This window comes from Gemmobacter lanyuensis (genome assembly GCF_014652355.1).
Classification (GTDB): Bacteria; Pseudomonadota; Alphaproteobacteria; order Rhodobacterales; family Rhodobacteraceae; genus Gemmobacter; species Gemmobacter lanyuensis.
Genome location: NZ_BMYQ01000001.1, coordinates 1 through 12,904, shown reverse-complemented (window position 1 = coordinate 12,904; position 12,904 = coordinate 1). Strand labels below are relative to the sequence as shown.

General features: G+C 64.0%; 14 protein-coding genes and 1 other RNA gene. 3 read left to right on the top strand and 12 right to left on the bottom strand.

Annotated features, from left to right (window positions below):
- Positions 1 to 72 precede the first annotated feature (72 nt).
- Positions 73 to 1,035 carry a LysR family transcriptional regulator gene (locus IE101_RS00075; RefSeq protein WP_189631773.1) on the top strand — a complete coding sequence of 321 codons (963 nt, stop codon included), beginning with the start codon at positions 73 to 75 and terminating at the stop codon, positions 1,033 to 1,035.
- On the opposite strand, the gene IE101_RS00070 is transcribed toward IE101_RS00075, so the two are convergent.
- The 9 genes from IE101_RS00070 to IE101_RS00030 form a co-directional block, all read right to left on the bottom strand.
- Positions 1,017 to 2,138, bottom strand: a complete 1,122-nt coding sequence (locus IE101_RS00070; protein ID WP_189631772.1) for an NUDIX domain-containing protein — start codon at positions 2,136 to 2,138, stop codon at positions 1,017 to 1,019. The genes IE101_RS00075 and IE101_RS00070 overlap by 19 nt on opposite strands.
- Positions 2,135 to 2,575 carry a TrgA family protein gene (locus IE101_RS00065; protein WP_189631771.1) on the bottom strand — a complete coding sequence of 147 codons (441 nt, stop codon included), beginning with the start codon at positions 2,573 to 2,575 and terminating at the stop codon, positions 2,135 to 2,137. The genes IE101_RS00070 and IE101_RS00065 overlap by 4 nt, the downstream gene beginning before the upstream one ends.
- Before the next feature lie 31 nt (positions 2,576 to 2,606).
- On the bottom strand, positions 2,607 to 3,821 hold the full coding sequence (locus IE101_RS00060) for an SAM-dependent methyltransferase (protein WP_189631770.1): 1,215 nt from the start codon (positions 3,819 to 3,821) through the stop codon (positions 2,607 to 2,609).
- A 54-nt stretch (positions 3,822 to 3,875) separates the two neighbouring features.
- The gene (locus IE101_RS00055) at positions 3,876 to 5,288 is read right to left on the bottom strand and encodes a cryptochrome/photolyase family protein (protein ID WP_189631769.1); all 1,413 of its coding nucleotides are present in this window, start codon (positions 5,286 to 5,288) and stop codon (positions 3,876 to 3,878) included.
- Between the two features lie 85 nt (positions 5,289 to 5,373).
- A complete protein-coding gene (locus IE101_RS00050; protein ID WP_189631768.1) occupies positions 5,374 to 5,619 on the bottom strand; it encodes a ribbon-helix-helix domain-containing protein in 246 nt (81 codons plus the stop codon).
- Between the two features lie 39 nt (positions 5,620 to 5,658).
- A complete protein-coding gene (locus IE101_RS00045) occupies positions 5,659 to 5,856 on the bottom strand; it encodes a DUF4169 family protein (protein WP_189631767.1) in 198 nt (65 codons plus the stop codon).
- 184 nt (positions 5,857 to 6,040) lie between these two features.
- Positions 6,041 to 7,435, bottom strand: a complete 1,395-nt coding sequence (fumC, locus tag IE101_RS00040; protein WP_189631766.1) for a class II fumarate hydratase — start codon at positions 7,433 to 7,435, stop codon at positions 6,041 to 6,043.
- A 100-nt stretch (positions 7,436 to 7,535) separates the two neighbouring features.
- Positions 7,536 to 7,994 carry an SspB family protein gene (locus IE101_RS00035; RefSeq protein ID WP_189631765.1) on the bottom strand — a complete coding sequence of 153 codons (459 nt, stop codon included), beginning with the start codon at positions 7,992 to 7,994 and terminating at the stop codon, positions 7,536 to 7,538.
- Positions 7,995 to 8,071: 77 nt separating this feature from the next.
- Complete coding sequence (locus tag IE101_RS00030; protein ID WP_189631764.1) at positions 8,072 to 9,313, bottom strand: aminotransferase class V-fold PLP-dependent enzyme; 1,242 nt, start codon at positions 9,311 to 9,313, stop codon at positions 8,072 to 8,074.
- Positions 9,314 to 9,548: 235 nt separating this feature from the next.
- Here IE101_RS00030 and IE101_RS00025 point away from each other — a divergent pair, with 235 nt between their 5' ends.
- Both IE101_RS00025 and ssrA read left to right on the top strand, forming a co-directional pair.
- Entirely contained in the window at positions 9,549 to 10,595 is a 1,047-nt protein-coding gene (locus IE101_RS00025) for an extracellular solute-binding protein (protein WP_189631763.1), read from the top strand.
- A 69-nt stretch (positions 10,596 to 10,664) separates the two neighbouring features.
- Positions 10,665 to 11,019, top strand: a transfer-messenger RNA (tmRNA) gene (gene ssrA, locus IE101_RS00020).
- A 514-nt stretch (positions 11,020 to 11,533) separates the two neighbouring features.
- Here ssrA and IE101_RS00015 read toward each other — a convergent pair.
- The 3 genes from IE101_RS00015 to IE101_RS19705 form a co-directional block, all read right to left on the bottom strand.
- Entirely contained in the window at positions 11,534 to 11,893 is a 360-nt protein-coding gene (locus IE101_RS00015) for a hypothetical protein (RefSeq protein ID WP_189631762.1), read from the bottom strand.
- Positions 11,893 to 12,423 carry a hypothetical protein gene (locus IE101_RS00010; RefSeq protein WP_189631761.1) on the bottom strand — a complete coding sequence of 177 codons (531 nt, stop codon included), beginning with the start codon at positions 12,421 to 12,423 and terminating at the stop codon, positions 11,893 to 11,895. Before IE101_RS00010 ends, IE101_RS00015 begins: the two co-directional genes overlap by 1 nt.
- A gap of 64 nt (positions 12,424 to 12,487) precedes the next feature.
- Positions 12,488 to 12,904, bottom strand: a 417-nt coding sequence (locus tag IE101_RS19705) for a DDE-type integrase/transposase/recombinase (RefSeq protein WP_229803977.1), incomplete at its 5' end; no start/stop codon positions are given.

Sequence of the window (12,904 nt, the reverse complement as noted above, 5' to 3'; positions counted from 1 at the left end):
CTGACTATGTCGGAAGGGCTTTCATTCTCAAAATCGATTGTCAAAATCATACGCATTGATAAGATCAATGTCATGCGCCGCTTGTCCCCCGCCGAAATCTTCGCCCGTGATCTGGATTGGAGCCTTTTGCGCGTCTTCCTCGCGCTGGCCGAGGCGCGATCCATCACCGGGGCCGCCGACCGGCTGGGCCTGAAGCAACCCGCGGTCAGTCAGGCGCTGAAACGGCTTGAGGATCGGGCAGGCCATCGCCTGATCGACCGCGCACCGGGGGCGTTCCAACTGACACCGCAGGGGCAGGCCCTGTTGCCCGAGGCCGAGGCCGTGCGCGCGGCCATCCTGCGCGCCAGCCTTGCGATGGAAGAGGCCGCGGGCGAGGTTGCGGGTGAGGTGAGCCTCGCGCTCGCCTCGCATGTCGTCTCGCCTTTGCTGGATCAGGCGTTGCAACGGTTTCATGCGGACTTCCCCAAGGCCACGCTGTCGATCGACATTCTCTCCTCGCGCGAGGCGGTGGCGCGGGTGGCGAACCAACAGGCGAGCCTTGCGATCTGCCTGCTGACCGATCCGCCGGCGCGGCTTGAGACGCGGGTCTTTTACCGCGAATTCTTTGGGCTTTTCTGTGGGCCGCCCCATCCGCTGTTTGGGCGCGACGTCGGCCTTTCGGATCTTGCGGGCCATGCCGCAGTCAGCTTTCTGACCGACCGTCTGGGTGATGCGCTGGCGGCGGTGGCAGACCTGCGTCAGCGCGCGGGCCTGTCGGGCCCGGTGGGTCAGGCCACGCATCTTGAAGAGGTGCGCCGCATGATCCTGGCCGGGATCGGCATAGGCCCCCTGCCCCTGCATGTGGCGGCAGAGGATGTGGCGCAAGGGCGGCTCTGGCGGCTGCCCCCCCATGACGACCCGCCCGCCATCGACGTGCATCTGGTGCTGAACCCCGGCCAGCGCCCGAACCGCGCGGAAACCGCCTTGCGCACGATCCTGCAAGCCCTGCTGGACGCCAGCCCGCCCGAGGCGCGGGTTTACGGCCCCGGCGCCTGACCCGCCCGCAGCCGCGCGCGCTCGCGCTGCAACCACAGCGCTGTCACCAGAAGCGGGGCATTGTCGACCTCACCGCTGGCAACCAGCCCCATGAAGGCGTCAAAGCTGATCAGATGGCCGCGGATATCCTCGGCCTCTCCCGCAACGCCAAAGACGCCCTCCACCCCGTCGGGCAGGTCGCAGAGCGCGACATAGGAATAGAGGTATTCGCTTTTGGCCCCCGGCGAGGCGTAATATTGCGCGACCTTTTCCAGCGCCCCCAGATGCAGGCCCGCCTCTTCCTCGGCCTCGCGCCGCGCGGCCTCTTCGGGGGTTTCGCCGGGGTCGATGCGCCCGGCAATCGCCTCGATCAGCCAGGGCTGCGGATCGCCGCGCCCATAGGGACCGGCGCGGAACTGTTCGATCACCAGCACGCGGTCGCGGGCGGGATCATAGGGCAGCACCGTCACCGCATCGCCCGAAACAAAGACTGCCCGGTTGATCCTGTCGCTCAGGCTGCCGTCAAAGCGGCGGAAACGGAGGTCATATTCCTCGATCGCGAAGAAATTGGCATAGGGCTGGGCAAAACGCTCGACGACCACATCATCGGGGGTGGCGCGGTGGCGGCGGGTGGTCGGGGGTGTCGCGGCCGCCCGCACCCGGCTTGCCCCACGCACGAGCATCAGGCGATAGCGGCGCACGACATCCGCCGCCGCGCGCTGCCCGCGCAGCGCCATGACATCGGCAGCCGTGGCAACCGCAACCTCGGCCCAGTCACGCTGCCAATCGGCCAACGACCAAGGCCCCGCAACCGGCGCCCCGGCGGGCGGCAGATAGACCAGCGCCTCTGCCTCCGGCGCCGCCAAGCGCAGAAGGGCCGTTTCATAGCCAAAGCCGCCTTCATAGTAATCCAGCCGGTCCAGATCCTCGGCCGTGGCGCCCCGCAACAGCATCCCTTGGGCCGCGGCCCCCGGATCTGGCACCAGAACGGGCCAGGCCCCTTCCGCCGACCACTGCACGCGATGGCCCGGCAGGGTCGCAGGTTCCACGTCAACCGGACGGGCCAGCACGGTTTCCAGAAGCGGCAGGTGGCAGAGCGTGCCGTAGAAGAAAAGGTCGGTCATGGGTAACGACGCCCGATCATCCCGGTCAGCCAGCCGCAGACGAAGCCGCCCACGACCATCAGCCCCAGCACCCGAGGCGTCATGGCATAGCTGCCATATTCCACCATCATCTCAAAAATCCCGACCACGGCCTCAAACGGGCCATCATACATTTTCCGCAGCGATTTCAGGATCATCTGCCAGGTTGAAAAGAAGAACAGCCCAAGGAACACCATCGTGACCGCGGTCTGAAGCCCCCCGTTCAGCGCGCCGACCAGACCGCTGCGCGCCTGCGCGCCGACGATGCGCCAGCCGCAGATCAGCCCCAGCAGCGCCAGCCCCGCACCGAAGGCGGGAAAGGCCGTGCCCGGTGGCAGGTTCATGGCATAGGCCTCGGCTATGACATATCCGAGGGCGGCAAAGATCACCGCCCCTGCAAGTTTTCCGGCCGTCGGCATCCTGCCCCCTGCGCTTGGTCGCGCCCCTGGTTCAGGCCGGGCGCGTTACGGTGATCTGTGTCACGTCGCAGTTTCCGCCCTCAAACGCGCCCGCGCAAGAGGTGAGGTAGAAATTCCACATCCGGCGGAAACGGTCATCAAAGCCAAGGCGCGCCACCTCGGGCCAGCGCTGGTTGAAGGTGTCATACCAGCGGCGCAGCGTCTGGCTGTAGCTTTCGCCGAATTCCGCCGATCCGGTGACATGCAGCCCTGCTTGCTGGGCCTGCGACCTGAGCGCCGAAGGCGAGGGCAGCATCCCGCCCGGGAAGATGTATTTCTGAATGAAATCAACCGTCTTGCGATAGGCGGCAAAGCGGTGGTCCGGCACGGTGATGATTTGCAGCGTCGCGCGCGCGCCGGGCTTCAGCCGGTCCCGCACGGCGGCGAAATAGACCGGCCAGTATTTCTCGCCCACGGCCTCGAACATCTCGATCGAGGCGATGCCATCATAGGTGCCGCGTTCATCGCGGTAATCCTGCAGCTTGATCGTCACCCGGTCAGACAGCCCTGCCCGCGCCATCCGCGCCACGGCAAACTCATATTGCTCGCGCGAGATGGTCAGGCAGGTCAGCCGCAACCCCCGCACCCCCGCCGCATATTCGGCAAAGCCCCCCCAGCCGCAGCCGATTTCCAGCACATGATCGCCGGGCTTCACCCCCAGCCGATCCACCAGGGCCGCGTATTTTGCATTCTGCGCGGCCTCAAGGCTTTCTTGCCCGTCGCGGAAAAGCGCGCTGGAATAGGTCATCGTCCGGTCGAGCCAGAGCGCGTAGAAATCATTCCCAAGGTCGTAGTGATACGAGATGTTGCGCCGGGCCTGACGCCGCGAGTTCGACCGCAGCACATGGCGCAGCTTTTCATAGGCGCGCACCAAACCCATGCCGGGAAAGCCATCGTTGACGGCGTTATTGGCCGGCACCTGCACCAGATCCATGAAGGCCTGCAGATCGGGCGTATCCCAATCGCCGTCCAGATAGGCATCGCAAAAGCCCAACTCGCCTTCGCGGATCAGGCGAGCAAAGATATCAAGATTATGAATGCGGATCTCTGCCTGCGGGCCGGGCGCGGCCCCCTCGGCCCGAAAGCGCCGCCCGTCGGGCAGCACGAAATCCAGCCGCCCGACCTGCAGCTTTTGCAGCACCCGCATCACATGGGTGAAGTAGCGGGGCAGATCGTGCCGTTCGGCCTTGTCTGAAATGTCGCTCATGCGCGCACCTCCCACAGGTGACAGAACCGAGTGTTTCCCATGCGGGTCCATAGCTCAAGCCTTTCGTTGCGCGTAAGCGGCCAGGGCGCGCGCGCGTCCCTGATCCAGCGGGATAAGGGGCAAGGGGTAAGCCGCCCCCGGTTGCAGGCCCCAGGACCGGGGGGTTGCCGCATACCAGGACAGCACCTCGGCGCCCGGATTGCGGCTGAGTTCGGCAATGAAGCGGCGGCGATAGCGGGCGTCAGGATCGAACTTCTCGGCCTGGCCTGCCGGGTTGAAGACGCGGAAATAGGGGGCTGCATCGGGGCCGCAGCCCGCCACCCATTGCCAGCCCATCGCATTGGCGGCCGGGTCCCAGTCGGTCAGGCAATCGGCGAACCAATCCAGACCCACGCGCCAATCCGTCAGCAGATGTTTGGTGAGGTAAGAGCCCACAATCATTCGCGCCCGGTTGTGCATGGTGCCGGTCACATACATCTCACGCATGGCGGCATCGACGAAAGGCTCACCGGTCTGGCCACGTTTCCAGCGTTCGGCATCGGGGTTGTCGCCGCGCCAGGGGAAATCCTTCCAATCCTCGCGCCAGTTTTCCTGGGCGATATGGGGGGTGTGATGCATCAGCGCCCAGGCGAATTCGCGCCAGACCAGTTCCTTGAGGAAATGCTCGGCCCCCGCAGCTCCCTCCTGCCGGGCGCGTTGCCCTGCATGCCAGACCTGCCGGGGCGAGATTTCGCCATAGGTCAGATTTTCAGACAGGCGCGAGGTCGCGTCACGCGCCGGAAAATCGCGCGCCTCTCGATAGACCTGCACCTTGGTGGAAATGAAGGTCTCAAGCCGGGTCTGCGCCGCAGCCTCACCCACCGCCTGATAGGGCAGGCAGACGGCCGCCCCCCGGCGCATGGCCGCGCCCATCTGCCAATCAGCGATCCGGTCCGACGCAGGCCAGGCGGTAGGCGCAGGCAAGCTGCGGGGGGCGGGCAAGGGCGCGCCCACATCGCGACCGCGAACGGCGTTCCAGTAGGGGGTATAGACGCGGTAAAAGCCCCCCTGCCCGGTCTGCACCGTCCAGGGTTCGTGCAGCAGGAAGCCCGCATGGCTTTCCGCCGCAATCCCTGCGGTGCGAAGGGCGGTTTTCACCGCCGTGTCCCGGGCCTTCGAGGCGGGATCATAGGCCCGGCTCCAGTGCACACCGCCCGCGCCGGTTTCGGAAATCAGCGCGCGCAGAACCTCAAGCGCGGGGCCGCGCCGCAGGATCAGACGGCTGCCCATCCGCTCCAGCGTTTCGGCAAAGGCGGCGATGGCCAGCCCCAGACGCCACTTCGGCGCGGCGCCGATCGCTTCGGTTTCGGGGTCAAGGATGAAGACCGGCAGAAGCGGGCGCCCCGTGGCCACCGCCTGCGACAGCATGGGGTGATCGGCCAGCCGCAGGTCGCGGCGGAACCACAGGATCAGGGGCGAATCCGTCATCTTGCGCAAGTTCCTCAATCTTCAGAAGAATATACGCTGTCCCTTCGACATCGGATCACAGCTTTTTTCCGCGCCTGCCCTTGGGTCATCCTCCGGGATGTTCGGTCCCTGCCCAGCCATCGCGGTAGAAGCGCAGCACCTCAAGGCGGATCGCGCTGGCAAGGCCCAGATCGCCACTACGCGCGGCGTCGATTTCGGCTGCAAGTTCATTGAGGCCCATGGCCCGCGCGGCAGCCAGCGCACGGAACCCGGCCCAGAATTCATCCTCAAGCGAAACGCTGGTGCGGTGGCCATGCAGGGTGAGGGAATGTTTCGCCGGGCGCGCCGACATGGGCAACTCCGTTCGGGTCAGCGGGCAAGGGGGATGCGGTCAGGCGCCGTCGTCTTCGTGGTCATTGTTCCTCAGATGGGCGGCATGGTCGCGGCTGCCTTTTTCGGCGCGGGCGCGGTCCAGCTCTTTCTGCGCCTTGGTGCGACCAAAGCACAGCGCATTGGCATCGGCCTCGGCGCGGTCTTCGCTGCGCCGCTTCTCCTTGCGAAAACGATTGAGGTTGACGACCTCTCCCATCCGACATCTCCCCTTCCTGACCTTTGGGGCCTTGCAGGTTCTGTGCCTGCCCGTGGCGGGGCGTTGATCCGCCCGCATCTGTCAACCTAACGCCGGGATTGGCGGCTTCAACCCGGCAAAACAGCCGCGCAACAGAAAACGCCCGGACCGCGGTCCGGGCGTCGCAGGGCAAGGGCGGGCCAGATCAGCCTTTGGGGCTGATCATGTCTTCCGGACGAACGACACGGTCGAAGGTTTCCTCATCGACGAAGCCAAGGGCAATCGCCTCTTCCTTCAGGGTGGTGCCGTTCTTGTGCGCGGTCTTGGCCACCTTGGTCGCATTGTCATAGCCGATGGTGGGGGCCAGCGCCGTGACCAGCATCAGCGATTCCTTCATCAGCTTGTCGATCCGCACCACATTGGCCTGGGTACCCACGACCATGTTGTCGGTGAAGCTGCTGGCGGCATCGCCCAGAAGCTGCATCGATTGCAGGACGTTATAGGACATCATCGGGTTGTAGACGTTCAGCTCGAAGTGACCTTGCGAACCGGCAAAGCCCACCGCCGCGTCATTGCCCATGACATGGGCGCAAACCATGGTCAGCGCCTCGGCCTGGGTCGGGTTCACCTTGCCCGGCATGATGGACGACCCGGGTTCGTTTTCCGGCAGGATCAGCTCGCCAAGGCCCGAGCGCGGACCCGAGCCCAGCAGACGCATGTCGTTGGCGATCTTGAAGAGGCTTGCCGCCACCGTCTTCAGCGCGCCCGAGAACATGACCATCGCATCATGCGCGGCCAGCGCCTCGAACTTGTTGGGCGCGGTGACGAACGGCAGGCTGGTGATCTCTGAGATCTGGGCCGCGACGCGGGTGTCCCAGCCCACACGGGTGTTCAGCCCGGTGCCAACGGCGGTGCCGCCCTGCGCCAGTTCGTAGATATGCGGCAGGCACATCTTCACGCGGTCGATCCCGCGTTCGACCTGCTTGGCATAGCCGCCGAATTCCTGGCCCAGCGTCAGCGGCGTGGCATCCTGGGTATGGGTGCGGCCGATCTTGATGATGTCCTTGAATTCCTCGGCCTTGGCGGCCAGCGCCTTGTGCAGCTTTTCCAGACCCGGCAGCAGCACATCGCGCGCCATCATGCCGATGGCCACATGCATGGCGGTGGGGAAGGTGTCATTCGAGGACTGACCCATGTTCACATGGTCATTCGGGTGAACGGGCTTTTTCGACCCCATGACCCCGCCCAGCATTTCGATCGCGCGGTTCGAGATGACCTCGTTCGCGTTCATGTTCGACTGGGTGCCCGACCCGGTCTGCCACACGACCAGCGGGAAGTTGTCATCGAACTTGCCGTCGATCACCTCTTGTGCGGCGGCGGCAATCGCCTCGCCCAGCTCTTTCGAGATGTCGCCCTGCGCGATGTTCACCAGCGCACAGGCCTTCTTGATGACTCCAAGCGCGCGCACGATGGCGACGGGCTGCTTTTCCCAGCCGATGGGGAAGTTGATGATGGAACGCTGGGTCTGCGCGCCCCAGTATTTGTCGGCAGGGACTTCCAGCGGGCCAAAGCTGTCGGTCTCGGTGCGGGTGGCGGTCATGTGCAAGCCTCCATAAAAACCACGCCCCTTCTAGGAGGAAGGGGCGCGGAAATCAATCGGTATACGGAGGTATACAGCACGGGTTCAGGCGCAACGCGCCTTACTTGCGGAACTTGTCCAGACTGACGATTTCGGCGGCATGGGGCTTGGCGACCTCCATTTCCTCCTCCTCGTCCTCTTCTTCGTCGTCGTCTTCTTCGATGTCCTCGTTCGTTTCGAACCGCAGCCCGAATTCGACCGAAGGGTCCACGAAGGTGCGGACGGCATCAAAGGGAATCACCAAGGGTTCCGGGGCGTTGCCGAAATTCAGCGTGACCGAGAACCCCTCGGGCGTGACTTCCAGCGCATCGAACCAATGCTGCAGCACCACGGTCATTTCCTGCGGATAGCGCGCGCGCAGCCAATCGGCGATGGCCACGCCGGGGTGCGTGGTATCGAAGGTGATGAAGAAGTGATGCGCGCCCGGCAGGCCGTTCTGTGCCACATCCTCCAACACAGACTGGATCAGTCCACGCATCGCGCGATGCATCAGGTTGCCATAATCAATCGTGCGCGCCATGAAGCACCTCTTCCAATTCTCCTTCAACATAGGCCGCGCCTGCCCCGATGGAAAGGGGGTAAGCCCCGCCGCGCGGGTCAGCCTGCAAGAACGCGGTCCAGCGCGGAGATCAGCTTCGTCACCTCCTCGGGGGCGGTATAATGCACGAAAGAGAGCCGCAGCACCCCCTTGGCCCGGTCGACCCCCAGCGCCTCAAGCGGGCGGACAGCGTAGAAATCCCCGCCCCCCGCCATGATGCCCAAGGGGGCCAGCGCCTCGGCCACCGGCAGCGCGAGACGATCCAGCGCCACGGCCACGGTAGGCGCCCGCCGCTCGGCCGCGCGCGGGCCGATCAGGCGCAGGTCATTGCGGGCGGCAAGGTAATCGAGCAGCGGCTGCAGCAAGGCAATTTCATGCGCGCGCATCAGATCATGAACCGCGCGATTGCGCGCGGCCGGGTCGGCGGCACCCTCGGCGCCAAAGTGATGGGCGTGCAGCGCATCGATGTAATCGGCAATCCCCGCGCAGGCCGCCACCTGGGCATGATCCGGCCCGGCAGGGGTGAAGCGTTTGTAGAGCACGTCACCATTGAAGAAATGCGCCTGATTGGGCAGCACCGCCCCACAGGCACGTCGGATCACCATGATGCCCTGATGCGGGCCATAGGTCTTGTAGGCGGAAAAGAGATAGATATCGGCCCCCAGCGCCGGAATATCAGGCAGGCCGTGGGGGGCGTAGCTGACCCCGTCCACACAGGTAAAGGCGCCCGCCGCCCGCGCCATCGCGCAGATCTGCGCCACGGGGTTGATCTCGGCCACCACGTTGGAACAATGCGGGAAGCAGACCATCTTCACCGCCCCATCCGCCAGCAGGGGCGCCAGTGCGGCAGGGTCAAGATGGCCGGTTTCGGGGTCGATCCGCCATTCGCGCACCTCGATCCCCTCATCGGCAAGCCGGCGCCAGACGCCGCTGTTGGCCTCATGGTCCTGATTGGTCACGACGATGGCGGCCTTTTGCCCGCGCAACCATTGGCGCACGGCATTGGCCAGAACAAATGTATTGGCGCTGGAGGAAGGGCCGAACGAGACTTCATCCGTCTCCACCCCCATCAGCGCGGCAAGCCTTGCGCGGGCCTCGTCCATCTCGGCGCCGCCCAGACGGCTTGCCTCATAGGGGGCATAGGGCTGCACCTTGCGGTCATGGTAGAAGCGCGTCAGCCGGTCGATCACCTGTCCCGCGGTATAGGACCCGCCCGCGTTTTCAAAGAAGGCCTGTCCCTCAAGGGCGGCGCTGGCAAATGCGGGAAACTGGCTGCGGACAAAGGCAAGATCAAGCGGCATGGTCGGGCTCCTCTGATGGCGGGGTGATCCTGCCCCGCGCGCCCGCCCCCCGCAAGGCCCCTGCCCCGGGAGCGCAAGAATTTTGATCAAAATTACACGAATCCCGCCGCATCAGGGCTTTGGGGCGGAGTTTCTGCTTGAGCGGGCCGGGCCGCTCGCTTAGCCTCCGGCCAGTCTGAGTGGTGCGCCCCCCGGGGCCGCGCTGCAGCCCATCCACCCTGACCGAGGAGCTTTCATGACCATTCGCACGACCCTGCTGACCGGCGCGGCGCTGGCGCTTGCCCTGCCCGCCTTCGCGGCCGATTCCGAACTGACGGTCCTTGACTGGGCTGGCTGGGATATCGAGGGGCTGATGACCTCTTATGTCGCCAAGAACGGCGACAAGCCCACCTATTCCTTCTTTGCCGATGATGACGAGGCCTTCCAGAAGGTGTCGTCGGGCTTCAAGACCGATCTCGCCCACCCCTGCGCCGCCCATGTGGGCCGCTACCGCGAAGCGGGCCTGATCGAGCCCTGGGATACCAGTAAGATCCCGGAATTCGCCAATATCGCGCCGCGGATGCTGAATTCGCCGATCTTCAAGGACGATGCGGGCGTCTGGTTCATTCCGACCGACTATGCCTATACCGCCATTGCTTATAACACCAAGGATGTCCCGGCCGAAGATGTTGCCTCGCTCAAGGTCTTTACCGATCCGAAATATGCGGGCCGCATTTCTCTGCCCGATTCGACGGATGATGTCTGGTCGCTGGCCTTCCTCGCCACCGGCGTGACAAGCTGGGAAAACGTGACCGACGAACAGTTCCAGGCGGCCGCCGACTGGCTGCGCTCAGTCCATCCGAATGTCCGCGCCTATTGGGCCGACCCGGCCGAAATGGCACAGCTGATGGCCACGGGCGAGGTTTTGGTGGCCTGGTCCTGGAACGACGGCGTGGCTGCCCTTCAGGACGAAAACTTCCCCGTGGGCTTTCAGCGGTCGCCCGCAGAAGGTGCCGCCACCTGGTTCTGCGGTTACGTCAACCTGAAGGACGCACCCGGCAAGGAAGAAAAGGCCTATGACTTCATCAACAGCATGCTGGCCCCCAGCTCAGCGCCCGCGCTGCTGGACGGGATCGGCTATGCCCTGGCGAACGATGCCGCGATGAAGACCGTGCCGGAAGAGGCGCTGAAGGCGGCCTTCGTCGATCCGGTGAACACCACGCTCTTTGCCCAGACCCCGGTCCCGACCGAGTTCCGCACCAAGATGATTGAAGAGTTCGAAGCCATCAAGGCCGGCTTCTGATCCCTTCCCCATGCCAGTGCAAAGGCCCGGGCCGCCCAAGGCGTCCGGGCCTTTTTGCTGCGCCGCGCCGCCCTTGCGTAACGCCCCGCCGCGGCCTATATCGGGGATGTTCGGGTTCGCCCGGACTATGGCGATAAACGCACCTGTAATAATCGGATCGGACCCGGGGGCGGTACCCGGCGGCTCCACCAACACACCGCTCGTTGGGCGTGGAGGGGGCCGAAACAGGATCGACGAACGACTAAAGAGGCCAGCTTTCGCTCGGTGAGGTACCACCGTTATCGGTCCAAAAGTACAGTTGCCAACGACAACCGTGCTCCGGTCGCTCTGGCTGCGTAAGCAGCTCGGGTAACCGAAACTTAAGCCCTTGCGCTTAGCCGCGTAAGGCGGGGTTCGCAGGTACCTGGCAACAGAAACCTGCACTTCTTCCCTTCATGATCCTGTGATGCGCTGCCTGCTGTAACCGGACAAAAAGAGTGGGTACGGGCGGCTTCATCCGGGAATAGCTGGGAACGTCCGGAAACGTCTGGAAAACACCGATATTTCATAGCCTTCCGTGAATGCATCAGGTTATGGCAATTCACTAGCGCAGCAGCCAGATTAACCCTGCACCACAGGACGCCGAGCTCCAAGTCGGTTTCTGTCTAGATGTCACTCCCAATGAAATCAGCGGCTTACCTCGTTGGAAGTGCCCACCCGAACCGCCAAACTTGGAACTGTTGCAGCCCATCCCATTGCTCAGTTCAAAGTTACGTAAAAACAACGCGTTAAGATGAGTTATCGGTCAGTTTAAGGCGAGTTTTGCCTGCCGTGCGGCCTCAAAACACTGCAGCAAGTTCAAAGTTACGTAAAAACAATGAGTTAGGAATTTTCGCGCCTCCGGAGCTATGCGCCATCCGCAAGTCTATGCGGGTAGCGCCAGAGGTGCCTGTGTTGGATCAAAGCTCCTGCATATGCTGCGAGACGCCCAGCTCGGACAAACCAGCGCGGGCATCGTCGGAGAACACGGCCACCAGTGCGGCCGGATCTGCGGCGCCGCCCACCCGGATCTTCGCCTGGGCGCGGGCGGCGGCGGCGAGGTCGCAGCCACAAGCCGGTTCACTCAACGGGCTTGTCGCTGCTCCCGCAAAGCCTTCCCCGACCATGGCCGAGGCAACGGCATAGGCATTGCCCGCAGCGTCCTTCCAAACAGGCTCGCCATAGGTTTGATCATCGTCAGGGCCAAGGCCAATGCAGCGCGCCAGCTGGTTCGCGTCCGCGCGCAGATCGACGGGACAAGCAATCGTCACTCTCGGCATCAGAAGCCTCCGGTGTTGAAGTTGGTGGAAAGCTCGACCATTCCAAGCTGCGTGGCGTCCAGAACAGCATTCACGGCAGTCAGGCCGAACAGGATACCGTTGAAGGGCAAGGACGTGCCTGCCCGCATCCCGATATAAAGCGGGTTGGTGGTGTAGGCCGAACCCGTCCCCTGATCTACCGCCGAAGTCCCGGCCTGTGTTGCATTTCGCCGCAGAATAAGTGTGTCTGTGGTGAGCTTCGCTTGTCCGGTAACGACCGAGGTATTGGGTGCGGCCGCGGCAGTGCCAAGCCCCGCCGTTGCTGTCCCAGCGGAATAAAAGCCGTAGTCTCCCAGACTTGCGGTAGGGGCATTCAGCTGGAAGTTTTGAGTGTTCGCAAACTGACCGAGTTCTGCAACCATGCCCCGCGCCGTATCTGACAGCTTCCGCAGACCCGCCGTGACCGTCACCTCATCGGTCGCCCAGGCGATGTTCCCGGTTTGCAGGAAGTCATCCACCCCGTCAAACATCAGACCGTAACAGTCTTGCACGCCGGGTTCGGTCAGGTCGTAGATCGAAGCCGCGTTCTGCAGCGCCGTAACCGACTCCCCGAATTCAAGCTGTCCGCCACCAATGCGAAGAGTCTAGGTCAAATGTTGTGCCCGCGTTAATGCGAAGATACATGCCGCAGTTTGCAGTTTCGACCATGTTGACAGGCACGGCAAGATTAGCAGCAGAAAACCGCTGCCATGTCGCTGTGGGGACATGCTCCAATGCGCTGGCGGCAGTGGTTGCCTTGCCGGAGCGCGACAGATGCCAGCCCAGCAGCTCGCGGGTGTGGCAGTCGATGACGAGGGCCAAAGTTGTCCAGCCGTCGCGCCCTGCCCAGACCCGGCACAGGTCGGTGGACCAGCGCTCGTTCGGCGCGTTCGCGACCGAGGGCACCGCTGCGATGCGCGGTCGCATGCCGATCGGGCGCTTGCGGACCTGCCAGCCCTTGATCTGGATCGAGGCCGTGAACGCCATTGGTTC

Bases quoted from the DNA above. Each gene is read 5' to 3' on its own strand.
- IE101_RS00025 (WP_189631763.1), top strand. From the start codon at position 9,549: ATGACCATTCGCACGACCCTGCTGACCGGCGCGGCGCTGGCGCTTGCC.
- IE101_RS00055 (WP_189631769.1), bottom strand. From the start codon at position 5,288: ATGACGGATTCGCCCCTGATCCTGTGGTTCCGCCGCGACCTGCGGCTG.
- fumC (WP_189631766.1), bottom strand. From the start codon at position 7,435: ATGACCGCCACCCGCACCGAGACCGACAGCTTTGGCCCGCTGGAAGTC.
- IE101_RS00070 (WP_189631772.1), bottom strand. From the start codon at position 2,138: ATGACCGACCTTTTCTTCTACGGCACGCTCTGCCACCTGCCGCTTCTG.
- IE101_RS00045 (WP_189631767.1), bottom strand. From the start codon at position 5,856: ATGGGAGAGGTCGTCAACCTCAATCGTTTTCGCAAGGAGAAGCGGCGC.
- IE101_RS00075 (WP_189631773.1), top strand. From the start codon at position 73: ATGCGCCGCTTGTCCCCCGCCGAAATCTTCGCCCGTGATCTGGATTGG.
- IE101_RS00065 (WP_189631771.1), bottom strand. From the start codon at position 2,575: ATGCCGACGGCCGGAAAACTTGCAGGGGCGGTGATCTTTGCCGCCCTC.
- IE101_RS00015 (WP_189631762.1), bottom strand. From the start codon at position 11,893: ATGCCGAGAGTGACGATTGCTTGTCCCGTCGATCTGCGCGCGGACGCG.
- IE101_RS00060 (WP_189631770.1), bottom strand. From the start codon at position 3,821: ATGAGCGACATTTCAGACAAGGCCGAACGGCACGATCTGCCCCGCTAC.
- IE101_RS00030 (WP_189631764.1), bottom strand. From the start codon at position 9,313: ATGCCGCTTGATCTTGCCTTTGTCCGCAGCCAGTTTCCCGCATTTGCC.
- IE101_RS00035 (WP_189631765.1), bottom strand. From the start codon at position 7,994: ATGGCGCGCACGATTGATTATGGCAACCTGATGCATCGCGCGATGCGT.
- IE101_RS00050 (WP_189631768.1), bottom strand. From the start codon at position 5,619: ATGTCGGCGCGCCCGGCGAAACATTCCCTCACCCTGCATGGCCACCGC.